Annotated in this window: 19 protein-coding genes and 1 pseudogene; 5 read left to right on the top strand and 15 right to left on the bottom strand. The window is 64.0% G+C overall.

The annotated features are described in order from the left end of the window. The first annotated feature begins 73 nt into the window (after positions 1–73). Positions 74–937, top strand: coding sequence for a GNAT family N-acetyltransferase (locus ASC48_RS02565; protein ID WP_055454220.1), 864 nt, complete (start codon positions 74–76; stop codon positions 935–937). A gap of 31 nt (positions 938–968) precedes the next feature. On the opposite strand, the gene ASC48_RS02560 is transcribed toward ASC48_RS02565, so the two are convergent. After that, positions 969–2,285: an NAD(P)/FAD-dependent oxidoreductase gene (locus ASC48_RS02560; RefSeq protein ID WP_055454219.1), complete on the bottom strand. Its 1,317-nt coding sequence runs from the start codon at positions 2,283–2,285 to the stop codon at positions 969–971. 210 nt (positions 2,286–2,495) lie between these two features. Here ASC48_RS02560 and ASC48_RS02555 point away from each other — a divergent pair, with 210 nt between their 5' ends. Further along, on the top strand, positions 2,496–2,972 hold the full coding sequence (locus ASC48_RS02555) for an Lrp/AsnC family transcriptional regulator (protein WP_055454218.1): 477 nt from the start codon (positions 2,496–2,498) through the stop codon (positions 2,970–2,972). Between the two features lie 231 nt (positions 2,973–3,203). Here the strand turns inward: ASC48_RS02555 and ASC48_RS02550 are convergent, their stop codons facing one another. From ASC48_RS02550 to ASC48_RS02515, 8 genes are all read right to left on the bottom strand, one after another. Then, complete coding sequence (locus tag ASC48_RS02550; RefSeq protein ID WP_055454217.1) at positions 3,204–4,862, bottom strand: ABC transporter ATP-binding protein; 1,659 nt, start codon at positions 4,860–4,862, stop codon at positions 3,204–3,206. Continuing rightward, on the bottom strand, positions 4,862–5,701 hold the full coding sequence (locus ASC48_RS02545; RefSeq protein ID WP_055454216.1) for an ABC transporter permease: 840 nt from the start codon (positions 5,699–5,701) through the stop codon (positions 4,862–4,864). The genes ASC48_RS02550 and ASC48_RS02545 overlap by 1 nt, the downstream gene beginning before the upstream one ends. Continuing rightward, the gene (locus ASC48_RS02540) at positions 5,698–6,651 is read right to left on the bottom strand and encodes an ABC transporter permease (RefSeq protein WP_055454215.1); all 954 of its coding nucleotides are present in this window, start codon (positions 6,649–6,651) and stop codon (positions 5,698–5,700) included. The genes ASC48_RS02545 and ASC48_RS02540 overlap by 4 nt, the downstream gene beginning before the upstream one ends. 74 nt (positions 6,652–6,725) lie before the next feature. Further along, complete coding sequence (locus ASC48_RS02535) at positions 6,726–8,339, bottom strand: ABC transporter substrate-binding protein (protein ID WP_055454214.1); 1,614 nt, start codon at positions 8,337–8,339, stop codon at positions 6,726–6,728. Between the two features lie 68 nt (positions 8,340–8,407). Continuing rightward, positions 8,408–9,124: an HAD-IA family hydrolase gene (locus ASC48_RS02530; protein ID WP_055454213.1), complete on the bottom strand. Its 717-nt coding sequence runs from the start codon at positions 9,122–9,124 to the stop codon at positions 8,408–8,410. A gap of 225 nt (positions 9,125–9,349) precedes the next feature. Further along, on the bottom strand, positions 9,350–10,264 hold the full coding sequence (locus ASC48_RS02525) for a 2-hydroxyacid dehydrogenase (RefSeq protein WP_055454212.1): 915 nt from the start codon (positions 10,262–10,264) through the stop codon (positions 9,350–9,352). A 4-nt stretch (positions 10,265–10,268) separates the two neighbouring features. Further along, positions 10,269–11,645 carry an aminotransferase class III-fold pyridoxal phosphate-dependent enzyme gene (locus ASC48_RS02520; protein ID WP_055454211.1) on the bottom strand — a complete coding sequence of 459 codons (1,377 nt, stop codon included), beginning with the start codon at positions 11,643–11,645 and terminating at the stop codon, positions 10,269–10,271. Positions 11,646–11,693: 48 nt separating this feature from the next. Beyond that, positions 11,694–12,551: a GNAT family N-acetyltransferase gene (locus ASC48_RS02515; protein ID WP_055454210.1), complete on the bottom strand. Its 858-nt coding sequence runs from the start codon at positions 12,549–12,551 to the stop codon at positions 11,694–11,696. Between the two features lie 338 nt (positions 12,552–12,889). Between ASC48_RS02515 and ASC48_RS02510 the strand changes: the two genes are divergently transcribed. Together ASC48_RS02510 and ASC48_RS02505 are read left to right on the top strand one after the other, a co-directional pair. After that, complete coding sequence (locus ASC48_RS02510; RefSeq protein ID WP_055454330.1) at positions 12,890–13,555, top strand: haloacid dehalogenase type II; 666 nt, start codon at positions 12,890–12,892, stop codon at positions 13,553–13,555. A 39-nt stretch (positions 13,556–13,594) separates the two neighbouring features. Beyond that, positions 13,595–14,872, top strand: a complete 1,278-nt coding sequence (locus tag ASC48_RS02505; protein WP_055454209.1) for an NAD(P)/FAD-dependent oxidoreductase — start codon at positions 13,595–13,597, stop codon at positions 14,870–14,872. A gap of 341 nt (positions 14,873–15,213) precedes the next feature. Here ASC48_RS02505 and ASC48_RS02500 read toward each other — a convergent pair whose 3' ends face one another. The 3 genes and pseudogenes from ASC48_RS02500 to ASC48_RS19895 form a co-directional block, all read right to left on the bottom strand. Beyond that, positions 15,214–16,689 carry an NAD-dependent succinate-semialdehyde dehydrogenase gene (locus ASC48_RS02500; RefSeq protein WP_055454208.1) on the bottom strand — a complete coding sequence of 492 codons (1,476 nt, stop codon included), beginning with the start codon at positions 16,687–16,689 and terminating at the stop codon, positions 15,214–15,216. Between the two features lie 10 nt (positions 16,690–16,699). Next, the gene (locus ASC48_RS02495; RefSeq protein ID WP_055454207.1) at positions 16,700–17,734 is read right to left on the bottom strand and encodes a tartrate dehydrogenase; all 1,035 of its coding nucleotides are present in this window, start codon (positions 17,732–17,734) and stop codon (positions 16,700–16,702) included. A gap of 6 nt (positions 17,735–17,740) precedes the next feature. Further along, a pseudogene (locus ASC48_RS19895) lies at positions 17,741–17,986 on the bottom strand (aldehyde dehydrogenase family protein); the annotation flags it as partial. Positions 17,987–18,254: 268 nt separating this feature from the next. Here ASC48_RS19895 and argE point away from each other — a divergent pair. Beyond that, positions 18,255–19,406 (top strand): acetylornithine deacetylase, encoded by a 1,152-nt coding sequence (gene argE, locus ASC48_RS02485; RefSeq protein WP_055454205.1) that lies wholly within the window; start codon positions 18,255–18,257, stop codon positions 19,404–19,406. Positions 19,407–19,628: 222 nt separating this feature from the next. On the opposite strand, the gene ASC48_RS02480 is transcribed toward argE, so the two are convergent. From ASC48_RS02480 to ASC48_RS02470, 3 genes are all read right to left on the bottom strand, one after another. Then, positions 19,629–19,982 carry a cupin domain-containing protein gene (locus ASC48_RS02480; RefSeq protein ID WP_055454204.1) on the bottom strand — a complete coding sequence of 118 codons (354 nt, stop codon included), beginning with the start codon at positions 19,980–19,982 and terminating at the stop codon, positions 19,629–19,631. Positions 19,983–20,117: 135 nt separating this feature from the next. Further along, positions 20,118–21,545: an FAD-dependent oxidoreductase gene (locus ASC48_RS02475; RefSeq protein WP_082439948.1), complete on the bottom strand. Its 1,428-nt coding sequence runs from the start codon at positions 21,543–21,545 to the stop codon at positions 20,118–20,120. A 10-nt stretch (positions 21,546–21,555) separates the two neighbouring features. Then, complete coding sequence (locus ASC48_RS02470) at positions 21,556–22,170, bottom strand: cysteine hydrolase family protein (RefSeq protein ID WP_055454203.1); 615 nt, start codon at positions 22,168–22,170, stop codon at positions 21,556–21,558. Position 22,171: the final 1 nt, after the last annotated feature.

Genomic DNA, 22,171 nt, shown 5'->3' with positions numbered 1-22,171 from the left:
CGCCCGGAAATAGCACGAAATTCCGCGGTCAGCTGTTAGACTCGTCCTGACCGCAACTTGAGGGAGCAAGCGCGTGCAGGCCGGTCTGACCAAGACGCTCGACACCTACGAGGTGACCCTCACGGACATGCTGCCGGATGACATTCCCCGCTTGCATGAGCTGTCGATTGGCGTCAACTGGCCGCACCGTCCCAAGGACTGGGAACTCGCCATCGGCCTCGGCCATGGCTATGTCGCCCGCGACGAGATCGGCCGTGTGCTGGGCTCTGCCATGTGGTTTCCCATTGGTCCTGAGCTTGCAACCATCGGCATGGTCATCACATCGCCGCGCCTGCAGGAGCATGGGGCGGGGGCCTGGCTGATGCAGCACGTGCTGGCGGATACGGCGGACCGGGGCAAGGTGCTCAATGCCACCAAGGCAGCCTACCGGCTCTATCTGTCGCTGGGCTTCATTCCACGGGCGGCCGTCTATCAGCATCAGGGCATGGCGGTAAAACTGCCGGATGGGCCTGAAACCGCGGTGCCGATGCTCCCGGTCCATGCTTCGCAGATCGTTGCTCTTGATGCCAGTGCCTATGGCGCAGACCGCAGTCAGGTGTTTGAGCGGCTCTTCGGGCTTTCCGAGGGCACGGTGATCCTGCGTGAAGGCAAAGTGGCCGGTTTTGCGTTGAGCCGGGAGTTTGGCCGCGGGCGTGTGATCGGGCCCGTTGCCGCAGAAACGGAAGAGGATGCGATTGCCCTCATCCGTCCGCATGTGGCAGCCCATCAGGGTGTGTTCCTGCGCATGGACACGCGGGCTGAAGACGGTCCGCTGCGCCGTTTCCTGCAGGAGGCCGGGCTTGGCCTTTACGACACGGTGACGACCATGACCCTGGGCAACGTGCCAGAATGCGGTCCGGTCACCACATTCGGCCTTGTCAATCACGCCTTGGGATGATGCAGACAGAGAGATGCGGACTGGCCCTGTCTTAGAAATCGGCAACCTTGCCCCAGGAACTCTCGCTGAAGCGGGAGGGATGATAGGGCTTGGCGTCTAGCGCCGGCTCCCGCCCCATGACGATATCGGCGATCATGTCGCCCGCGCCGGGGCCGATGCCGAAGCCATGGCCGCTGAAGCCGGCGGCAAGCACGAAGCCGGGGATCTGCGTTTCACCAATGGCCGGCACGCCATCCGGCGTGCTGTCGATATAGCCCGCCCAGGCTGCGGTAACCTCACTCTGATTGAGCGCCGGGATCAGTTCACGGGCGCGGGCCAGCGTGTCGCGGATCTGAGACGGATCAGGCGCCGGGTCCAGGATGCGCATGCGCTCCATTGGCGTTTCCCGGTCGAGCCGCCAGCGCGACAGGCCCTCATGACCGCTGCGCAGGCCCTCAAGTCCGCCGATGGCGAGGGACTTGTGCCGCTTCAGGAACATCGGAACGAAGGTGGTGCCGAAGCGCAGCATCTGCGCGGTCGGGTCAACACGGGCGCGGCCGGAAATGGCGAGCGTGTGCCCGCCCTTGCGTGCGGTCAGAGACACGCGTGCCGTGTGCAGTGCATCCGGAATGCCTGCTGCCTCGCTGACGGCGAGGATCGAGGCGCGGACGGAGGCCTGCGGAAAACGGATGCCGAGCTGGCGGCAGAAGCTGGAGGCCCAGGCACCGCCCGCCATGACGGCAGTCTTTGTGCGGATGGTGCCGCGCTCGGTCACGACGCCGCTGACACGGCCGCCGGAGAGTTCCAGCCCGCGCACGGCGCAGTTCTGCAGTACGCGGCCGCCATGGGTCTCGGCGGCCTTCGCAATCAGCGGCACGGCGCTGGCCGGATCGGCAATGCCATCGGTCGGGGAGAAGACGCCGCCCTTCCAGCTCTTGCCCGTTGCCCGCCCGCGCTCGGCGGCCTCTTCGGCGGTGAGCATGTGGGTGATGACATTCTGCGTACGGGCGAAATCGCGCCAGCGCGCCCAGCCCTCGATCTCGGCCTCGTTGTTGGACAGATACAACAGGCCGGAGCGGCGGAAGCCAAGGCCAGGGCCGATCTCGGCGGCAAGCTCATCCCACAGTGCGAGGCTGCGGGTCGCCATCGGGAGTTCGCGTTCATCGCGGTTCTGCTGGCGGCACCAGCCCCAGTTGCGGCTGGACTGCTCGGCACCGGGGCGGCCCTTTTCCGCCAGCACCACCTTCACCCCGCGCTTTGCTAGGTAATAGGCTGCGCAGGTGCCCACGATGCCGGCACCGATGATCACAACATCGGCCTTGGCTGGCAGGTCATCGGCGGTTTCGATTGTCAGCAGGGGTGCGCGCATGGAAAGCTCCTTTGACTTGCACCCTAGCGGCGGCCTGTCAGGCATGGCTACTGCAGTGATGCCATGATGCGGCATTTTCTGCTGAAACTGGATGCGTGGGCGGCGGGGTGGTGTTCGTTCCGTGGAGAAATCTTTTTGTATTGAGGGAGATTTGACTGATTGCCTGTCCGGCATTTTCTGCTTACTCTCGGCAAATTGCGAGAGGGCATCATGAAGCTGGACCGGATCGACATCCGCATTCTGCACGAGCTGCAGAAAAATGGCCGCATCACCAATGTGGAGCTGGCCGAGCTTGTGCACCTGTCGCCCAGCCCCTGTCTGATGCGGGTGAAAAAACTGCAACAGGCGGGCTATATCACCGGCTATGCGGCGCAGATCGATCTTGCCAAACTCGGCCCGACGCTGACGGTTTTCACCGAAATCACCTTGAAGAACCACCGCAAGATGGACTTCGACCGCTTCCAGCAGGCGGCGGAAAAGGTGGAGGAGATCATCGAATGCCACCTGATCTCCGGCGGCTATGACTACCTGCTGAAATTCGTCACCGGCAGCATCGGCGATTATCAGGCGATCATGGAGCGGATGATCGACATGGATGTCGGCATCGACAAGTACTTCAGCTTCGTGGTGATTAAGTCGCCTTTCGTGAAATCCCACCTGCCGCTGAAGACGATTTTCCCGATGTGAGGGGGCGGCGACAGGTGGTCCTGTTCCTCCGCCGTCCGCCTGACGTGCCTTGCGCGAGATGGAGCCGGTGAACCGAGGTATCTGTTGATTCAATAGGTTAAAGTCGAGACTCTTTGGCTCACCGGCTCCGGATCTCCGCTTCGCTGCGTCCGGGGTGAAGATTGAAAGGGCGCGTGAATCCTTCCGCCGGAGCCGTTCCGGCGAGAACTTGCGCCCCCAAAACCAAGCCTCTCACGCCCCCGTGCTGGCGAAATTCTCGGGCAGGCTGTCGAGCCAGCCGGTGTCGAGTTTCGGCACGGAGGAGAAGAGCAGCTTGGAATAGGGGTGGGTGGCGCCGCCCGGCAGCTGGTTATTGGCCAGAAGCTCCACCATCTCGCCATGCTGCATCACCATTACCTGATCGCAGATCGACTGGACGGTGGAGAGGTCGTGGCTGATGAAGACGTAGGAGAGGCCCAGCTCCCGCTGCAATTCCTTCAGCAGTTCGATCACGGCTGCCGCGACGACCGTGTCGAGGGCGGAGGTGATTTCGTCGCACAGGATGATGTCCGGTTTGGCGGCAAGGGCTCTGGCGAAGTTGACGCGCTGCTTCTGCCCGCCGGAGAGTTCACCCGGCATGCGGTGGCGCAGGGCGCGGGGCAGTTGCACCATGTCCAGCAGTTCGTTGACGCGGGCCTCCTGCTCAGCGCCTTTCTGGCCATGGTAAAACGCAAGCGGACGGCCAAGAATATCTGCAACGGACCGGGAGGGATTGAGTGCCGTATCAGCTAGCTGGAAGACGATCTGCATGCGCCGCAGCTCTTCCTTGCTGCGCAATCTGGCTTTCGGATCAAGCTCCTTGCCATCCAGCTGCACATGGCCGCGCACCGGCGGCAGCAGGCCGGCGATGACGCGGGCGAGGGTGGATTTGCCCGAGCCGCTTTCGCCGATGACGCCGAGATTATGCCCGCGCTCCAGCTTGCAGCTGACGTTCTTCAGCACGGTCTTGAAGGGCAGGCCGGTTGGTTCGATCGGGCCATAGCCTGCGTAAACGCCGCTGACTTCGAGGATCGGCCGCTTGACAGGCATGTCCACCGCAGCATCTGCCGGCGCTGTGAAGGGCACCGGCTGGAAGGCGGCCAGAAGCTCTTTCGTATAAGGGTGGGTGGCCGCATGCAGGATCTGCTGTGTCGAGCCTTCCTCCTGGATCTCGCCGCCCTTGAGCACAATGATCCGGTCGGCAATCTGCGCGACGACGGCAAGGTCGTGGGAGACATAGACCCCGGCCATGCCGCCCTTGCGCATGACGGACTTGAAGGCGCGCAGCACTTCGATCTGGGTGGTCACGTCCAGCGCGGTGGTGGGCTCATCGAAGATGACGAGCTGCGGGCCGCCAATGAGGGCCATGGCGGCGGCAAGGCGCTGCAACTGGCCGCCGGAGACCTGATGCGGATAGCGCTCGCCAATGGTTTCCGGATCGGGCAGGGCGAGGGCGCAGAACAGGTCCACAGCCTTGGCACGGGCTTCTGTCCGGCTCATCAGCTTGTGGATGCTGGCAACTTCGACCACCTGATCGATGAGCCGGTGCGAGGGGTTGAAGGCGGCAGCCGCACTCTGCGGCACATAGGCCACATCCGTGCCGCGCAGCTTCTGGCGCGACGCCTCGCTCATGGTCACCAGATCCTGCCCGCCAAGCAGAACCTTGCCACCGCTGATCTTGCAGCCAGCGCGGGTGTAACCCATCAGGGTGAGGGCAATCGTGGTCTTGCCCGATCCGCTTTCGCCGATGAGCGCAACGATCTCACCCGGGTTGATGGTCAGGCTGACGCCCTTGATGATCTCCACCCGGCGGCCAGAGTCCGTGCGGGCTTCGACGTGCAGATCCTGGATTTCGGCAAGAGGTTTGGTCATCAGGCGCGGTCCCGGATCTTGACTGGCAGGTTGTCGATCAGAAGGTTGACGCTGATCGTCAGGCTGGCGATGGCGAGGCATGGTGCAATTACCGCCGGGGCGCCAAAGGGCAGGCCGCCGATGTTTTCCTTCACGAGGGAGCCCCAGTCCGCATTGGGCGGCTGCACGCCAAGGCCCAGGAACGAGAGGCCGGACAGCAGCAGCACGATGAAGACAAAGCGCAGGCCAAGGTCAGCCAGCACCGGGCCGGTGATGTTGGGCAGGATTTCCTGGAAAATGAGATACAGCGTCCGCTCGCCGCGCGCCCGTGCCACAGTGACGTAATCCATCGTGTTGCAATTGACCGCCAGTGCCCGGGCAAAGCGGTAGGAGCCAGGGGTATAGATGACGGCCAGCAGGATGATGAGCACCGGAATGGACGAGCCGATGGCCGCGACCATGACGAGGCCGAAGAGCTTGGACGGGATCGAGTTGAGTGCATCCAGCACGCGGCTCAGCACCGTGTCGAACCAGCCGCCGGTGACGGCCGCCGTCATGCCCAGAACCACACCGGAGAAACAGGCAATGCACACAGACGCAAAGGAAATGCCGACGGTGTAGCGCGTGCCCAGCAGGATGCGGGAGAAGATGTCCCGGCCAAGATAGTCCGAGCCCAGCCACAGCTTTTCCGAGATGGGGCCGTAGAAATCGAAATCGACGATATCGCCGGGCGCATAGGGGGCAACCGAAGGTCCGGCGATGGCGACCAGCGCCCAGAACAGGATGATCAGCCCGGCCACGATGCCGGTGGTGTTCATCCGGAACCCGAAGCGGGCCGGGAAAACGGGCGTCTGGCTCATGTGCGCAGCCTCGGGTTGGAAAGAATGGCGATGATGTCGGCGATGGTGATCAGCAGCAGGAAGCCGAAGCAGAAGATCATCGCGCAGCTCTGGATAAGCGGCAGGTCACGGGTGGAAACCGCATCCACCATCAGCTTGGCAATGCCCGGATAGTTGAAGATCGTCTCGACAATGATCACGCCGCCCAGCAGGTAGGACAGGGACAGGGCGACCGCATTGGCGATCGGGCCGATGGCATTGGGCAGGGCGTGGCGCATTACCATGCGGCTGCGCGAGGCTCCCTTGAGAAGCGCCATCTCCACATAGGGCATCTTCAGCGCGTCGATCACGGCGGCGCGGGTCATGCGGATCATCTGGGCCGAGATGACACAGGTCAGCGTGATCACCGGCATGGCAAAGACCTTCAGGAGCTGGCTGAAGCTGCTTACGTCATTGGCCAGCGACAGGGCGGGCAGCCAGCGCAGCCAGACAGCAAAGACCAGTACGGCGAAGGTGGCGATCATGAATTCGGGAACGGAGATGACGGAAACCACCGTGGTCGTGACGGCCCGGTCATAGAGCGAGCCCTTGTAGACGGCCATGGTGATGCCGAGGAACAGGGCCAGCGGCACAGAGATTGTGGTGGTGACGGCAGCCAGGCGCAGGGTGTTGGCAAGGCGGGTGCCGATCATGTCCGCAATCGGCATATTGTTGGCATAGGAAATGCCAAAATCGCCCTGAACCATACCCAGAAGCCACTGGCCGTAGCGGATGAGCGCCGGAGAATCGAGATGCATGGCCTCGCGCAGCCCGGCAACGGCTTCGGGCGTGGCGGCCTGACCCAGCAGGATCTCCGCCACATCGCCCGGCAGCAAGAGGGTTGCGCCGAAGACCACGAAGGACACGATCAGCAGCGTGAGCATAGTCACGCCGAGCCGTCCAAGCACCAGGAAAGCGATTTGCCCCGACATTCAGGCAGCCTCCGCAGATAGGGAAAGATGAGACCGGAGGCGGCAAGCGCCTCCGGTTCGATGCTGGCAGACTGTCAGGCTTCGAGCCAGACGTATTCGGCCATGGCATAGCCCATCTGACCGCCCAGCGGGTTCGGCTCCAGGCCCTTCAGCTTGGTCTGCTTGGCATCCACGTTGGAGAGGTAAGCCGGGATGACCGTGCCTGCTTCGTTGGCCACCATCACCTGCATTTCGCCGTAGATCGTCTTGCGCTTCTCGTCGTTCAGTTCGCCGCGGGCTTCGGCCAGCATGCTGTCGAACTTCTCCGACTTGTACTGGCTCTCGTTCCAGGGAGCGTTGGAAGCATAGAGCAGCGAGAACAGGATGTCCGGCGTCGGGCGCGGGTTGATGTTGCCGAAGTGGACCGGGGCCTTGAGCCAGTAGTTGGACCAGTAGCCATCGGAGGGCACGCGCTGGATGTCGAAGTTCATGCCGATCTTGCTGCCAGCCTGCTGCAGCACCGTGGCCATTTCGACGGAGGCGGTTGCGGCATCGGAGGCAACGACCGGGATCGTCTGGCCCAGAAGGCCTGCCTTCTCGAAGTGATGCTTGGCCTTTTCCGGGTCGAAGGCACGTGGCTTCAGGTCGGCGTTGTGATAAGCGTTCATCGGCGAAATTGGCTGGTCGTTGGCGACTTCGGCGAGGCCGCGCATCACGGCCATCTGGATCAGTTCGCGGTCGAACAGGTACTTCACGCCCTCAATCAGGTCGAACTTGCTGCCCGGTTCCATGTCCATGCGGAAGTTCAGGTTGGTGTAGTTACCGGCGGTGGACTTCACCAGATCAACGCCGCTGGCGCTTTCGAGGAGGCGCATGGACTGCGGTTTGATGGAAGCGCCGAGGTGAATGTCGCCGGAGATGACGGCGCTGACGCGAGCCATTTCGTCTGGGATGGCGAAATACTCGAAGCTCTCGACATGGGGGCCGCCCGGCTTGAAGTAGTTTTCGTTGCGGCTCATCAGCGAGCGCACGCCCGGTTCGAAGCTTTCCAGTTTGAAGGCGCCGGTGCCGATGCCCTTGCTGAAGTCGGTGGTGCCGTCCTGCACGATCATGAAGTGGTGCATGGCCAGGATGGTCGGAAGGTCGGCGTTGGGGGCTTCCAGCGTGATTTCCACGGTCAGCGGATCAACGGCCTTGATCTCCTGCATCTGCTTGGCGATGGCATTGACCTTGGAGCCGGTTTCCTTGTCGAGGTGGCGCATCAGCGAGAACACCACGTCGGCCGAGGTGAGGGATTTGCCGTCATGGAAGGTGACGCCGGACTTCAGCTTGACGATCCAGACCTTGGCATCCGAGCTTTCGATGCTGTCGGCCAGTTCCATGCTCAGCGCGCCGCCATCGTTGAGGAAGGTGAGGCGGTTGTAGAGCGAGCAGCAGCGCACATAGTCGGTCGAGAGCGAGGCCTTGGCCGGGTCCAGCGTGTCCGAGGTGGACGAGGACCAGCCAGCAGCCTTGAAGTGGCCGCCCTTGACCGGGGTTGCAGCGAGCGCCGAGGTGGCGCGGGCAAAGATGGAGCCGCCGGCCGCAAGGCCGATGCCGCCGGCAAGGAACATGCGCATGATGTCGCGGCGGCTGGCGCCACGGCGGATTGCGTCCTCGACCATCGCATCGTCGTTGCGGGTCCAGTTGTTGATTTCGAATTTGCTCATCAGTGTTCCCCTTGTCGTAGATATGCCCGGCTTGTTGTTTTTATTGCCGCGAACCTGCCTGCCGGCTGTCAGGAGGGTCCGGCCTCCACGGCTGCGGCGAGCCCGGCCATGGAGGTGAAGTGGTAATCGGGCTTCGTGAACTGCGCGGGCTCGATGGTGCCGCCGTATCCCGGCTGGGCGTGCCTGCGCTCGATCCAGCAGTTGGTCATGCCAAGGCTGCGGGAGACGCCGATATCGTGATACTGGCTCTGGGCCACGTGCAGGATCGCGTTCTTGTCCGCGCCTTCCTGCTCCACAAAGCGGAAGACCTGCTCGAAGAAGGCCGGATCCGGCTTCTCCGTTCCCGTGTCATCGGTGGTGAAAGCCGCATGGAAGGGATAGCCGAGCTTTTCGTTGAAATGCTCGAAGGCCCACCGCTGCGCATTGGTCATGGCGATCAGGCGGTACTTCTTCTTGAGTTCCGCAAGCGCCGCGACGCTGTCGGCAAAGGGCTGCCAGTCTGCAACGGCCGCCCTCAGCTTTTCGCCGTGTGCCGGATCCGGGTCCAGTCCGAGCTTGGGTGCGATGACCGTGTAGACACGGGCGAGATCATCGGGAAAGCGCAGCGCTTCCGGCATGTAGCGGGCAGCGCGGTAGTGGGTGAGAGCCTCCTCTCCGTCGAGGCTGACACCCTGATCTGCCGCAATCTGCGACAGGGCGGAGATTAAGCCGCCTTCAAAGTCGATGAGCGTCCCGACGACATCAAATGTCATATAGCGGAACGAAGCGAGAGGCTGTGCCGTCATTCTGAGTCCTGTGTTGCCGCAGAAGCTGCGGCGTCCTCTGGTTGGTTTCCGGCATTTTCTGCCAGTTTTTTGGCCCGGTCTGTTTTGCAGGCTTGGCTCGCATTTTGTATGCTTTGCCTTGATTTCTGCAGATCAGTTTGCGGGTCTTTTGCGCGGCATATGCTCCGAATCCAATCGCGCTTCGGCACAATCTGCTGTTTTATGGCATTTGCCGCGCATGGAGCTTCAGTAACCTCTGGCGCGGTCGATCAGTCCCGGCACCGGTAATCCCGCCTGATGCGCACGTATTCCGGCAATGACGTGCCTTGCACCATCATCCGCCCGCGTCTGGCAGGCCACATGCGGTGTCAGCACAATCTGCTGATGCTGCCAGAAGGGATGATCCGGTGGCAGCGGCTCGGGGTCTGTTACGTCCAGCCAGGCGCTGGAGAGCTGGCCATTCTCAAGGGCCCGCAGCAGGGCATCGTGATCCAGTTGGCGCCCGCGCCCGGCATGAACCAGCGCCGCACCATGCGGCAGCTGGGCGAAAAGCTCCGCATTCAGCAGGCCCGTTGTCTCCGCCGTCAGCGGCAGCAGGCAGATGAGAATATCCGTGCGGGCGAGAAAGGCAGGGAGATCCGTAAAGGTCTCGACGCCCGGAATATCCTGCGGACTGCGGCTCCACCCGGCCAGCGGAAAGCCGAAAGGGGCAAGGGCTTCCAGCACTGCCTTGCCCAGCTGGCCAAGGCCCATGACGCCCAACCGCCGCTCTCGTGCCGGGACGTTGCGTCCCGCTTGCCAGAGGCCGGCGGATTTCTGGCTGATGTAGCGCGGCAGGTCCCGGTGCAGGCCAAGGACGGCGAGCGTCACATATTCCTTCATCTGCTCGGCAAGGCCGGGCTCCAGCATGCGCACCACGCCCACCTGCGGCGGCAGGCCGGCAAGGTTCAGCTGGTCGACGCCAGCGCCTACCGAAAACAGCAGCTTGAGATTGGGGTAAAGGGTGCCAACATCCTGCGGTACCGTCCAGGCTACGAGATATTCCACCGCCGCCGGATCGGGGGCTTTGTCGCGGTGGAAGGGCAGGGCGGGCAATTCGGCGGCAAAATGCGCGGCGAATATCTCGCCGCGCCTTGCCTCTGAGGTGTAGAGGACCGCCACCGGGTCAGGCCATCGCCGCGCGGACGTCCGGGTCCGACAGTGTCTGGTCCAGCGTGAGCCTGGTACGCTCGACGATCTGGGCAATCTCGTCTTCCGTGCAGCACAGCGGCGGGGCATAGCCAAGCACGCCTTGCGCAAAGGCGCGGATGACGAGACCGTTTTCCCAGGCCCGGTCAAAGATGCGGGTGGCGGGCTTGGCGGCAGCGGGGAGCGGCGCCTTCTTCGCCTTGTCGGTGACGAGTTCCACCGCCGCCAGCATGCCGCGCCCGCGCACCTCACCCACCAGCGGGTGGTCTGCGAGAGAGGCAAGGCCCTGCTGCAGCAGATGGCCCATCTTTACGCCGTTGTCGAACAGGCCGTTTTCGTAAAGATCCAGCACCGCAAGGCCGACAGCCGCGCTGACCGGATGGGCGGAATAGGTGAAGCCGTGGCCGATGGCGGCAGCGCCTGCGGCATCCGCCATCACCTGATACATGTGGTCCGACAGGAACACCGCCCCCATCGGCACATAGCCAGAGGTGAGGCCCTTGGCGGTGGTCATCATGTCCGGCACTATGCCTTCCTCAAGGCAGGCGAAAATCGGGCCGGTGCGGCCGAAACCGGTGATCACCTCGTCGGCGATGAACAGAATGCCCATGTCCTTGCAGGTGTCGCGCATGGCCTTGACCCAGCCCTTCGGCGGCACGATGACGCCGCCAGAGCCCTGAATCGGCTCCAGATAGAAGGCCGCAACCTTCTCTGCGCCGCCCAGTTCCGCGACCTTGGCCTTCAGGGCTGCCAGAGAGGCAGCAATGATCGCCTCTGCGCCGTCACCTACCGGGTTGCGGTAGCTGTAGTGCGAGGGAATCTTGTGCTGCCAGGTGTAGGGCACGCCGAAACCGGCGTGGAAGGCGGGCAGGGCGGTGAGGCCGGAGCCAACGGTGGTGGAGCCGTGGTAGCCCTGCTCGACGGAGATGAAATGCTCTTTCTGCGGCTGGCCCTTGGCCTGCCAGTAATAGCGCACGAAGCGCACCGTTGTGTCCACCGCATCCGAACCGCCGAGCGTGAAGTAGACGTGGCTGAGATCGCCCGGCGCATGTTCGGCAAGGCGGGAGGCAAGGCGGATTGCCGGTTCCGAGCCGAGGCCGAAATAGCCGGTGGCATAGGGCAGCTCGCGCAGCTGCTTCGTGGCGGCCTCGATGATGCTTTCATGCCCGTAACCGGCATTGACGCACCACAGGCCGGCAAAGCCATCCAGCAGGGTGCGGCCGCTGGCGTCGGTCACCGTGGCGCCCTTGGCTGATTTCAGCACGCGGACACCGGCGGCCTCGTGGCCGCGCCAGCTGGCAACCGGATGGATGAGATGGGCACGGTCGAGTTCGACCAGCGAGTTGGCAAGCATGGGACGTCCTTTCTTTCCGGCGGGCTCTGCGGCCGCCGGATCATTCGTTCAGCCGAGCGCCTGTGCGGCGAGGGCAAAGGTTTGAACCGGGCCGGCAGCTTCGCTGGTGGCGCCAAGGCGCATGGGGATGCCGCCGCCCGCATGGGCCAGGCCATGCTTTGCCAGCCAGGGGGCAAGGCCGGTCTCGGTGCCCGTATCCACCCGCAGGAAGCGGCCTTTGCATTCCTTCAGGATATGGGACAACAGCAGCCGCGCCTGATCCGCATCGCGCGCGATGACGGGGCCTGCCACCTCGCCGCGCCCGAAGGGGCGCAGGGCGGCATAGGCGGTGATCTGTCCGTTCTCGCGGATGGTGAGGATCTCGCCGAGCCGGAACAGCGCGCCGATCAGCGCTGCCCGGTCCATTCCAGTGGCGGCCTTGTCGAGCTGCGCCAGAACGGGTGCATCCTCAGGGCCTGCCAGATGCAGCCCGTCAGCGTCTTCTGCGGCAAGGGCTGGTACCTGTTCCGGTGCCTGGGCGATGCCCTGATGCTGGAAGATTTCGCCCACCGCACGAAAGCCCAGCTTTTCATAAAGCGGCAAGCCGTCCTTCGTTGCCACCAGCCGCCATTGCTTCGGCTGGATCAGGCTCATGACGCTGGTCATCATCTTGCGGCCAAGGCCGCGACCGCGCATGCGCCCGTCAACGATGATCATGTTGATGGTCGCCACGTCACCGAAGGGGGTCGTCAGCGCGGTGGCGGTGACCTCGCCATTTTCAATGGCCACGGTGCCTTTTGACAGGCTGTGGAAGAGGCTCCAGTCCTCCGCCCGGTGTGGCCACTTTTCGGCCTGCGACAGGCGTAGCGCCCCGGCAAGGTGTTCCGGTTCCATCGGCCGGATGGTCAGTGTGTCATCGGTCAGCATGTGAACCTGCGCTGGAAGACTGGTGATGTTCTCAGCCTATGCCCCGCCCGGGCAAACTTACGGCCCTTGGGCTCCGTGCTGGCGGTATCTTCCGCTGTTCGCCGGGGCGTTCTAAGCATGATCTGCCACGGAGGCCGGGCGTGAGGGAGGCTGACAGGGGAGGCTGGAGGCCATTGCGCAATAAGGTGCCGTGGAGCCCATGTGATACGGCGGAATGTGCTTTGGGACGGCGCGAAAGCGGCGGGGGCTTTTTTGCCGGCTGTCTAGGATAGGTCCGCAGGCAAGCAATGACCTGCCTCGGCCTTCTTCCTTCCGGCACTTTCAGCACGGGGACCCAAATGACCTTCCGCCCGAAATTCGTGACCTTCGACTGCTACGGCACGCTGATCAACTTCGACATGGCCGGTGCGGCGCGCCGTATCTATGGCGAAATGCTCGACGAAGCGAAGATGAACGTATTCATCCGTGACTTCTCGGCCTACCGGCTGGATGAGGTGCTGGGCGCCTGGAAGCCCTATGCGGATGTGGTGCACAACTCCCTCAAACGCACCTGCAAGCGCAATGGCGTGATCTTCCGTGAGGAAGATGCCTTGCGCATCTATAATGAAGTGCCGACCTGGGGCCCGCATCCGGATGTGCCGGAGGGCCTTGCAAAGGTGGCCAGGGAAATTCCGCTGGTCATCCTCTCCAACGCCATGAACAGTCAGATCATGTCCAACGTGGAGAAGCTTGGCGCGCCCTTCCACAAGGTGATCACGGCAGAAGATGCTGGCAGCTACAAGCCGCAGATGAACGGCTTTGAGTATATGTTCGATGTGCTGGGCTGCGGCCCTGAGGACATCACCCATGTGTCGTCCTCCTTCCGCTATGACCTGATGACCGCCTATGATCTGGGCATCAAGTCCAAGGTCTGGGTCAACCGCCAGCACGAGCCGGCCAACCCCTTCTACGAATACACCGAGATCAAGGACATTTCCGGCCTGCCGGGCGTGTTCGGCATCTGAAATCCGGCTGTGATCCGCGCAAGCTCCGGGAGCTGACCCATGAAATTTGCATCCTACTGGCAGGATACGGCGCCCGCCTTCACCGGCGGCGCCACGGCCGCCCCTTCGGGCCTCTATGATGTTGCGGTGATCGGGGCCGGGTTTACCGGCCTCGGCGCGGCACGCCGTCTGGCCATGGAGGGCCGCCGGGTCATCGTGCTGGAGGCGGCAACGGTGGGCTTCGGAGCTTCGGGCCGCAATGGCGGCCACCTCAACAACGGGGTGGCCCACAGTTTCACCGGCGCGATTTCCACCTATGGCGTGGAAACCGCCAAGGCCATGTACAAGGCCTTTGACGATGGCATCGAAACCATCGAGCGCATCATTGCGGAAGAGGGCATCAACTGCAATTTCCGCCGCGCAGGCAAGCTGAAACTTGCCTCCAAGCCGCAGCATTACGAGGGGCTGGCCCGTAACCTCGAAGCCATCAACCGCACGGTTGACCCCGATACGGCAATGCTTACCAAGGCAGAACTCGCCGGAGAGATCGGCTCGGACATCTTCCATGGCGCCATGCTGCAGAAGAAGAGCGCCATGATGCACATGGGCCGCTTTGTCGTGGGCCTTGCGGAAGCGGCCGCCCGGCATGGGGCGGAAATACACGAGAACACGCCTGTCACCGGCCGCCGCCAGACGGCTGCCGGCCACGAGCTGGAAACGCCGAAAGGCATTGTGCGGGCCGCCAAGGTGGTGCTGGCGACCGGTGCCTATACGCCCAAGACCTTCGGCTTCTTCCGCCGCCGTATCGTGCCCGTCGGCAGTTTCCTGCTGGCCACCCGCCCGCTGACGGACACGGAAGTGCTGTCGGTGATGCCGGGCAACCGCACCTGCGTCACCTCGCTGAATGTGGGCAACTACTTCCGCCTGGCACCCGACAACCGCCTGATCTTCGGCGGCCGGGCCCGCTTTTCCGCTACCTCCAACCAGACCTCGGACGAAAAGAGCGGCCGCATCCTCAAGGACGCGCTCAAGAGCATCTTCCCGCAGCTGGGGGATGTCGAGGTGGACTACTGCTGGGGCGGCCTCGTCGACATGACCAAGGACCGCTTCCCCCGCGCCGGCGAGGCGGATGGCGTATATTTCTCCATGGGCTATTCCGGCCACGGCGCGCAGATCGCCACCCACATGGGCGAGATCATCGCGGACCAGATCCTCGGCCGCGCCCGCACCAACCCCTGGGCCAGCCTCCCCTGGCCCGCCATCCCCGGCCATCTCGGCCAGCCCTGGTTCCTGCCGCTCGTCGGGGCTTACTACAAGTTCAAGGACAGGATCGGGTGAGGGCCAGATTCTGTGTCCTCAAGTTGAAAAGGGCAGGCGCCCGGCCTGCCTTTTTTGTTGTGAGCGGCCTTCACGCTTGCGGCTCTCCATCTCTCTCCGTCCTGCCATGGCTTGACCATGGCATCCACGCCGTTGCCTGTCATGGCTGCGTGGATGACCCGTAACCATCTGTATTTTCTTTTGTTTGTCCCTGTTTGCGAGGTCAGGGAATGGATGCCATGGTCAAGTCATGGCAGGACGAACAAGGAGGGGGCGTGGGTACGGCACGAAGGCGGAGAGAGTTTGCAGCTTTTTCACCCTGAAAACCAAAGGAGCGGGCCGTTTGGCCCGCTCCGGTCTTGTCAAAGCCCGCAAATGTGGAAGGATTTGGTTTCGAGGTATTCCTCGATGCCCTCGCGGGCGCCTTCGCGGCCGAGGCCGGATTGCTTGACGCCGCCGAAAGGGGAGACGGCCATGGAGATGGCGCCGGTGTTGAGGCCGACCATGCCCGATTCCAGTGCTTCGCCCACCCGCCAGGCGCGGGCCATGTCGCGGGTGTAGAAATAGGCGGCCAGGCCGAAGGGGGTGCCGTTGGCGATCCGAACCGCCTCTTCTTCCGTCTCGAAGCGGAAAAGCGGGGCGACGGGGCCGAAGGTTTCCTCGCTGGCGAGCTGCATGTCCGTGGTGCAGCCGGTCAGCACCACGGGGGCGGCAAACTGGCTGCCTTCCGGTGTTGCAGCCCTGGCGGCGACCTTTGCGCCCTTGGCAAGGGCGTCGGCCACGTGGCGCTCGATCTTTTCCACGGCGGCGCGGTTGATCATCGGGCCGATGGCAACACCCGCTTCAAGGCCCTCGCCGACCTTCATCGCAGCCACCCGTTCGGCAAGCTTTGCGGCAAAGGTATCGTAGATGCCGGACTGGACGAGGATGCGGTTGGAGCAGACGCAGGTCTGGCCGCCGTTGCGGAACTTGGAGGCGATGGCGCCTTCCACGGCTGCATCCACATCCGCATCGTCAAAGACGAGGAAGGGGGCATTGCCGCCCAGCTCAAGGCTGAGCCGCTTCACCGTCGGGGCGCACTGGGCCATCAGCAGGGAGCCAACGCGGGTGGAGCCGGTGAAGGACAGCTTGCGCACCACCGGACTGGAGGTCAGCTCCGCGCCGATTTCTGTTGGCAGACCGGTGAGGATGTTGATGACACCCGCCGGAATGCCGGCCCGCTCGGCAAGAACGGCCAGCGCCAGCGCCGAATAGGGGGTGAAGTCGGACGGCTTGATCACCACGGTGCAGCCAGCGGCCAGCGCCGGGCCGACCTTGCGGGTGATCATCGCGTTGGGGAAGTTCCACGGGGTGATGATGGCCGAAACGCCCACCGGCTCCTTCAGCGCCAGGATCTTGCGGTCATTGGTGGGGGCCGGGATGATGCCGCCCTCGATGCGCCGCGCTTCCTCGGCAAACCACTTCACGAAGGAGGCGCCATAGGTGATTTCGCCCTTGGCCTCGCTGAGCGGCTTGCCCTGTTCCAGCGTCAGGATGAGCGCGAGGTCGTCCGCATGCTCCTCCATCAGGGTGAACCAGCGCTCCAGCATTGCGGCGCGCTCGCCATTGGGCACCTTGCGCCAGGCGCGGAAGGCGGTGTCTGCGGCCTCGATGGCGCGGCGGGTGTCTTCGGCGGACATGTCCGGCACGGTGCCGATGGCCTTGCCCGTGGCCGGGTTGGTGACCTCGATGGTCTTGCCCGTCGAGGCATCACACCAGACTCCGCCGATCACGCTCTGCTGGCGGAACAGGTCTGAATCCTTGAGACCGGGCAGAAGGTCAGAGATTACAATCGTCATGGCTTCATCCTCAATCCAGCGCTGCCATCACGGCACGGGTGATTTCATCGGTCTTGTTCTGCCCTGGCACGGTGCCGATGCCGCGTGCGGTGGCCTGTTCCATGGCGGTCATGATGCGGCTGGCGGCTTCTGCCTCGCCCAGATGCTCCAGCATCATGGCGGCGGACCAGATGGCGGCCAGCGGGTTGGCGATGCCCAGATGCGCGATATCGGGCGCAGAGCCATGCACCGGCTCGAACATGGACGGGGCGGAACGGTCCGGGTTGATATTGGCGGAGGCGGCAAAGCCGAGGCCGCCCTGGATGGCCGCGCCCAGATCGGTGAGGATGTCGCCGAAGAGGTTGGAGGCGACCACCACGTCGAGGCTTTCCGGTGCCATCACCATGCGGGCCGCGATGGCATCGATATGGTAGTGGCTGACGGCAACATCCGGGTACTCGGCGGCCAGTTCCTTCGTCACCTCGTCCCAGAACACCATCGTGTGTTTCTGCGCGTTGGACTTGGTAACCGAGGCAAGGCGCTTGCTGCGCTTGCGGGCCTGCTCGAAGCCGAAGCGCAGGATGCGCTCGACGCCCGTACGGGTGAAGATGGCGGTTTCAATGGCCACTTCATCGGACGTGCCCTGATGCACGCGCCCGCCAGCGCCCGAGTATTCGCCCTCTGTGTTCTCGCGGATGCACAGGATGTCGAAGCCGCCCTTGCGCAGCGGGCCTTCGACGCCTGCCAGCAGGCGGTGCGGGCGGATGTTTGCATATTGCACGAAGGCCTTGCGGATCGGCAGCAGCAGGCCATGCAGAGATACCGAATCCGGCACCTTCTGCGGCCAGCCGACGGCACCAAGGTAGATGGCGTCAAAGCCGCGCAGGGTCTCGATGCCCTCTTCCGGCATCATCCGGCCCGTCTGCAGATAATAGTCGCAGGACCAGGGGAAGGTGACGGTTTCCAGCTTGCCGGGCAGGGCCTTGGCTGCCACGGCGAGTGCTGCTTCCGTGACCGGAATGCCGATGCCGTCGCCGGGGATGACTGCAATACGATAGGGGGCCATGTTCCCTCACAGGTCGATGAGCACGCTCTTGGAGCGGCGGTTGGCGTTGCAGGCGTCGCGGCCCGGATCCTTGCCGATGCCGGAGGATTTGCAGCCTCCCACTGGCTGGATGTGAATGCGTGACCGGCCGTTGCGGTTGATGCGGGTGGCGCTGGCCTCGATGTGCCTGAGGCTTTTCAGCGCCCGCGAAACATCGCGGGTATAGACCCCGGCTGCAAGGCCATAGGTGGGGTGAAAGGACAGGGACACTGCAGGGCTCCGGTAAATCTGCAGAGATCCTAGGCCGCAGCCGGCACAACCATGCGCCATATGTTTGCAGCGCGCGGCCGATTGCGCTGTTCGGGAGCCCTTCGGCGCAATTCTGTGCGGCGGGGGCTTGGGGCTGGTAAAGTCCATCCGCAAGCAGGAGGCCAGCCTGCCGCAGGATATCCTGCGGGGCGGCGTGTCTTCGGCAGGAACTGCGCGGCAAAGCGCGGATGATGGCAGGCAGAGACTTTGTGGACTGACTGGAGAAATGGGAATGGCGCATTCGGCTGAGGCACTGCTGGCGGATCTGGTTGGCCTCAACGTGCTGCCCGGAGCGGCCAATGGCACGATTGCGGATTATGTGCGTAACTATCTGGCGGGCTATGGTGTGGACTGTGCCGTGCTGCCGGGGCCGGAGGGCGACCGGGTGAACCTCTTTGCCACCATCGGGCCGAAGGATGTGCCGGGCTATGTGCTCTCCGGCCACATGGATGTGGTGCCGGTGGAGGGGCAGGTCTGGACCTCCGATCCCTTCCGCCTGACGGACCTTGGCGGGCGCCTGACGGGGCGCGGGGCGACCGACATGAAAGGCTTTCTCGCCTGCGTGCTGGCGGCGGTGCCCCTGTTCAAGGCGGCAAGCCTGAAGCGTCCGGTGCATATCGCCTTTTCCTATGACGAGGAAATTGGCTGCCGGGGCGCGCCGCACATGATTGCGGAACTGCCGGAGCTGTGCGCCCTGCCGGCGGGCTGCATCGTCGGCGAGCCCTCGGATATGCGCCCCGTCCTCTCGCACAAGGGCAAGCAGGCGGTGGAAATCACCTTCACCGGCAGGGCTGCGCACAGCTCCCAGCCCGCGCTCGGCGAGAATGCGCTTTATCCGGCGGCGGAACTGCTGCTGTTCATCCGCGATCTCTCGGCGAAGATGGAAGTGGAAGGCCCGTTTGATGCGCGCTTCTCGCCGCCCTCCTCAACGGTGGTGGCAGGGATCGTGTCGGGCGGCAGCGCCGTCAACATCATTCCCGATCTGTGCCGTTTGGCTTTCGAGGTGCGTTGCGTGCCCGGTGCCGCGCCGCAGGACGTGAGTGCAAAGGTGCTGGCCAAGCTTGATGCGCTGATGGCGCAGGCACAGGCGGAAGGGCGGGCGCTGTCGGCGAGCTGGCAGGAACTGGCGAGTTACCCCGCGCTGGCCCCGGCGCCGGATGCAGGCTTCATCACGCTGATCGAGCGGCTGTCGGGCGGCGCAGCGATCCAGTCGGTCAGTTATGGCACGGAAGCGGGGCTGTTTCAGGCCGCAGGCGTGCCCTCCATCATCTGCGGCCCCGGATCCATCACCCGCGCCCACCGGCCCGATGAATATATCCTGCGCGCAGAACTCGCCGCCTGCATGGCGATGCTGGCACGGCTGGCGGGGGAACTGGCGGGGTAGGGGCACTGGAAGCCCTGCCTCAGGGCGCAAGTTTGAAGGCGCAGCACCCCCCACTCGCGCCGTCCCGGCCTTGTGCCGGGACCCGTGATATGGGTACGGCGGCTGTTATGATGGGTTGGTTAGGATATTGATTTAAAAGCTTAGATTAGCGTTGCTCGCCTGACAGGTCCCGGCACAAGGCCGGGACTGCGTGGTGGCTGGTGTTTGCGTGTATAGAACGGCTCAGTAGCAAACCACGTAGATCTTGCGCACGGTTTCGATGGTGCGCCAGGTGCCGGCGAAGCCGGGCTTCATGACGAAGCTGTCACCGGCACGGTAGGTGATGGGCTCCTTGCCGTTCTCGGTGATTTCGACGACGCCTTCCAGGATATGGCAGAATTCGAAGGTCTCGCCCTTGATCGAATGGGTGAGGCCGGGAGTGGCCTGCCAGATGCCGGACTTGATCTTGCCATCGCGCGATTCGTCCATGGCCCAGGTGGAGAATTCCGGATTGCCGGAAATCAGCCGCTCGGGGGCGGGCAGGGCGTGGGTGGGCTCGAAGGTGGGGGTGTGGTCGATGGTCTTGATGAGGCTCATGACAGGCTCCTGAGGGGGAAGGATCGCTGCCATTAGACCCGCCCGCCGCACGCGGGATCTGCCGTCCGCTGCCGCACGGCAGGGAAATTCTGCCGTATTGCCCCCTCTACGCCCAAGATCCTGCGGCGGCGGGGCTCAGCCTTGCAGGGCCTGCCGCGCCGCTTCGCGCCCGGCGATCCAGCCGAAGGCGATGGCCGTGAGAAGGCCGTTACCGGACAGATAGCCCGAAACGTCAGGCCCGGAAACGCCGCAGGCTGCGCCGCCGCCGGCAAAGAGGTTCGGCAGCGCTGTGCCATCGGCGCGCAGCACGCGGGCGTCCCCGCCGATGACGAGGCCGCCCTGGGTGTGGAACAGGGCGCCGGTCACTTTTACTGCATGATAGGGCGGCGTGAGGGCAGGCTTGACGGTGAAATCGCGGCCAAATTCATCGGTTATGCCCGCCCCGCCTGCCGCCAGACGGGCGGCTTGCGCCAATGTTTCCACCAGCTGCGTTTCCGGCAGGCCGGTGGCTGCGGCAAGGCTGGCGGCATCGGGGGCAGAGTGGATGGCCTTCGCGGCCACGGCCTCGCAGTAGTCGGGAAAGCCAAGGGCGAACTGGTGGATACGCTCGTCGTAGATGTTCCAGGCAACGCCCTGCGGCTGGGCCAGAACATGCACCGCCTGTTCGGAATAGCCCTCGTTCTCGTTGGAGAAACGGCGTCCCTCCAGGTTCACCTGCAGCCCGCCTTCCATCATCAGCGCCCAGGAAATCAGGATGCCGTGCGGATGGGCGAGGGAGCCGTGGCCCTGATAGGCGCCAAGATGGGCAAGCTGCGCGCCGAGCTGCTCACCCCAGGCGATGGCATCACCCGTGTTGCCCTCGTGTCCATAGTAAAGCCCGCCCGCCATCTCCGGAATGTGCCGGGCGATGGCCTCGCGGCTGCCGCCATAGCCGTTGCAGGCCAGCACGATGGACTTTGCGGCGATGATCTCTTCTGCGCCGTCCGGGCGCTGGATGGCAGCGGCGAGGATGCGGCCGTCCGTTCCGGCATAAAGCGTGCTGCACCACGCGTCCGTGACAAGCGGAATGTCCCGCGCTTGCGTGGCAGACAGGAGCCCGGCGATGAGGGCGGCGCCCGTCTTTTCCTTCACCGCATGCATCCGGTGGCGGCTGTGGCCGGGATAAAGGAAGCCCTCCAGCACGATCCACTCGATGCCCGCATGCTTGCCCAGCCACTCCACCGCAGGGCCAATGTTGCGGCTGGCAAGGCTTGCCAGATGAGGCAGGGCGCGGTGCTTCGTCTTGGCCTGAATATCGGCCTCGAACCGTTCCGGCGTGTCATCGCTGACGCCGATGGCCTGCTGGTAGCGGGTGGCGGGCGCGGGGACGAAGCCGGAGGACATGGACGTGGAGCCGGAGGGTGAGGCATCGCGCTCCACCACGATCACCTCGGCCCCCGTACCGGCGGCATGAAGCGCAGCGGTGAGGCCGCAGGCACCCGCGCCAATGATCAGCACGCCGGTTTCGATGTCGATCCGGGGCGGTTCTCCAAAGACGGTCTTCGGGTTGCCTGCGTTTTTCATGGCCTTGCTCTCACAGGGTGTTGACGAGGGCGGTGGCCTCGGCGGTGGTCATCACTTTCGAGATAGTTGAGATGTCGCCCATCGCCTGTGCGTGGGTGGCCGGGGAGAAGGCGGCGCAGCCGTCGGACAGGGCAATGGTGCGGAAATCCCGCACATGCGCGTCCCGCAAGGTGGAGGCGACGCCGCCATTGGTGACGATCCCGCAGACCATCAGCGTGTCGATGCCCGCCTTCTTCAGCACCCATTCAAGGCGCGTCATGTAGAAGGCCGAATAGGCGATCTTCTCCACCGTCAGATCCGCAGGCTGCAGCAGGTCCACAAGCTGGTGGCCCCATGCGCCGGGGCAGAAGTCACCCTTGGCAAGGAAGGGCCGCAGCGACTTCAGATGCGGCGAGATGAAAGGCTCACCGCCCTTGCCGGGCACCAGCGTGAACTGGGTGGAGATGATCCAGCCGCCCTTCTTCCGCAGTGCCTCTGCCAGAGGCAGAATGCGCTGCGGCAGGGCGGTGATGTCCGGGCTGGTCTGCCCGGCACGGCCATAGGCGCCCTTCGGGTCAAGGAAGTCGTTCTGCAGATCGACGATCAGCAGGCCGGTGCGGGCGGGGTCGAGGGTGTCCAGCTCCATC

The sequence above is a fragment of the Pannonibacter indicus genome (assembly GCF_001418225.1).
Lineage (GTDB): Bacteria > Pseudomonadota > Alphaproteobacteria > Rhizobiales > Stappiaceae > Pannonibacter > Pannonibacter indicus.
Note: the sequence above shows the minus strand (reverse complement) of the source record. Positions and strands in the feature narration are given on the sequence as shown.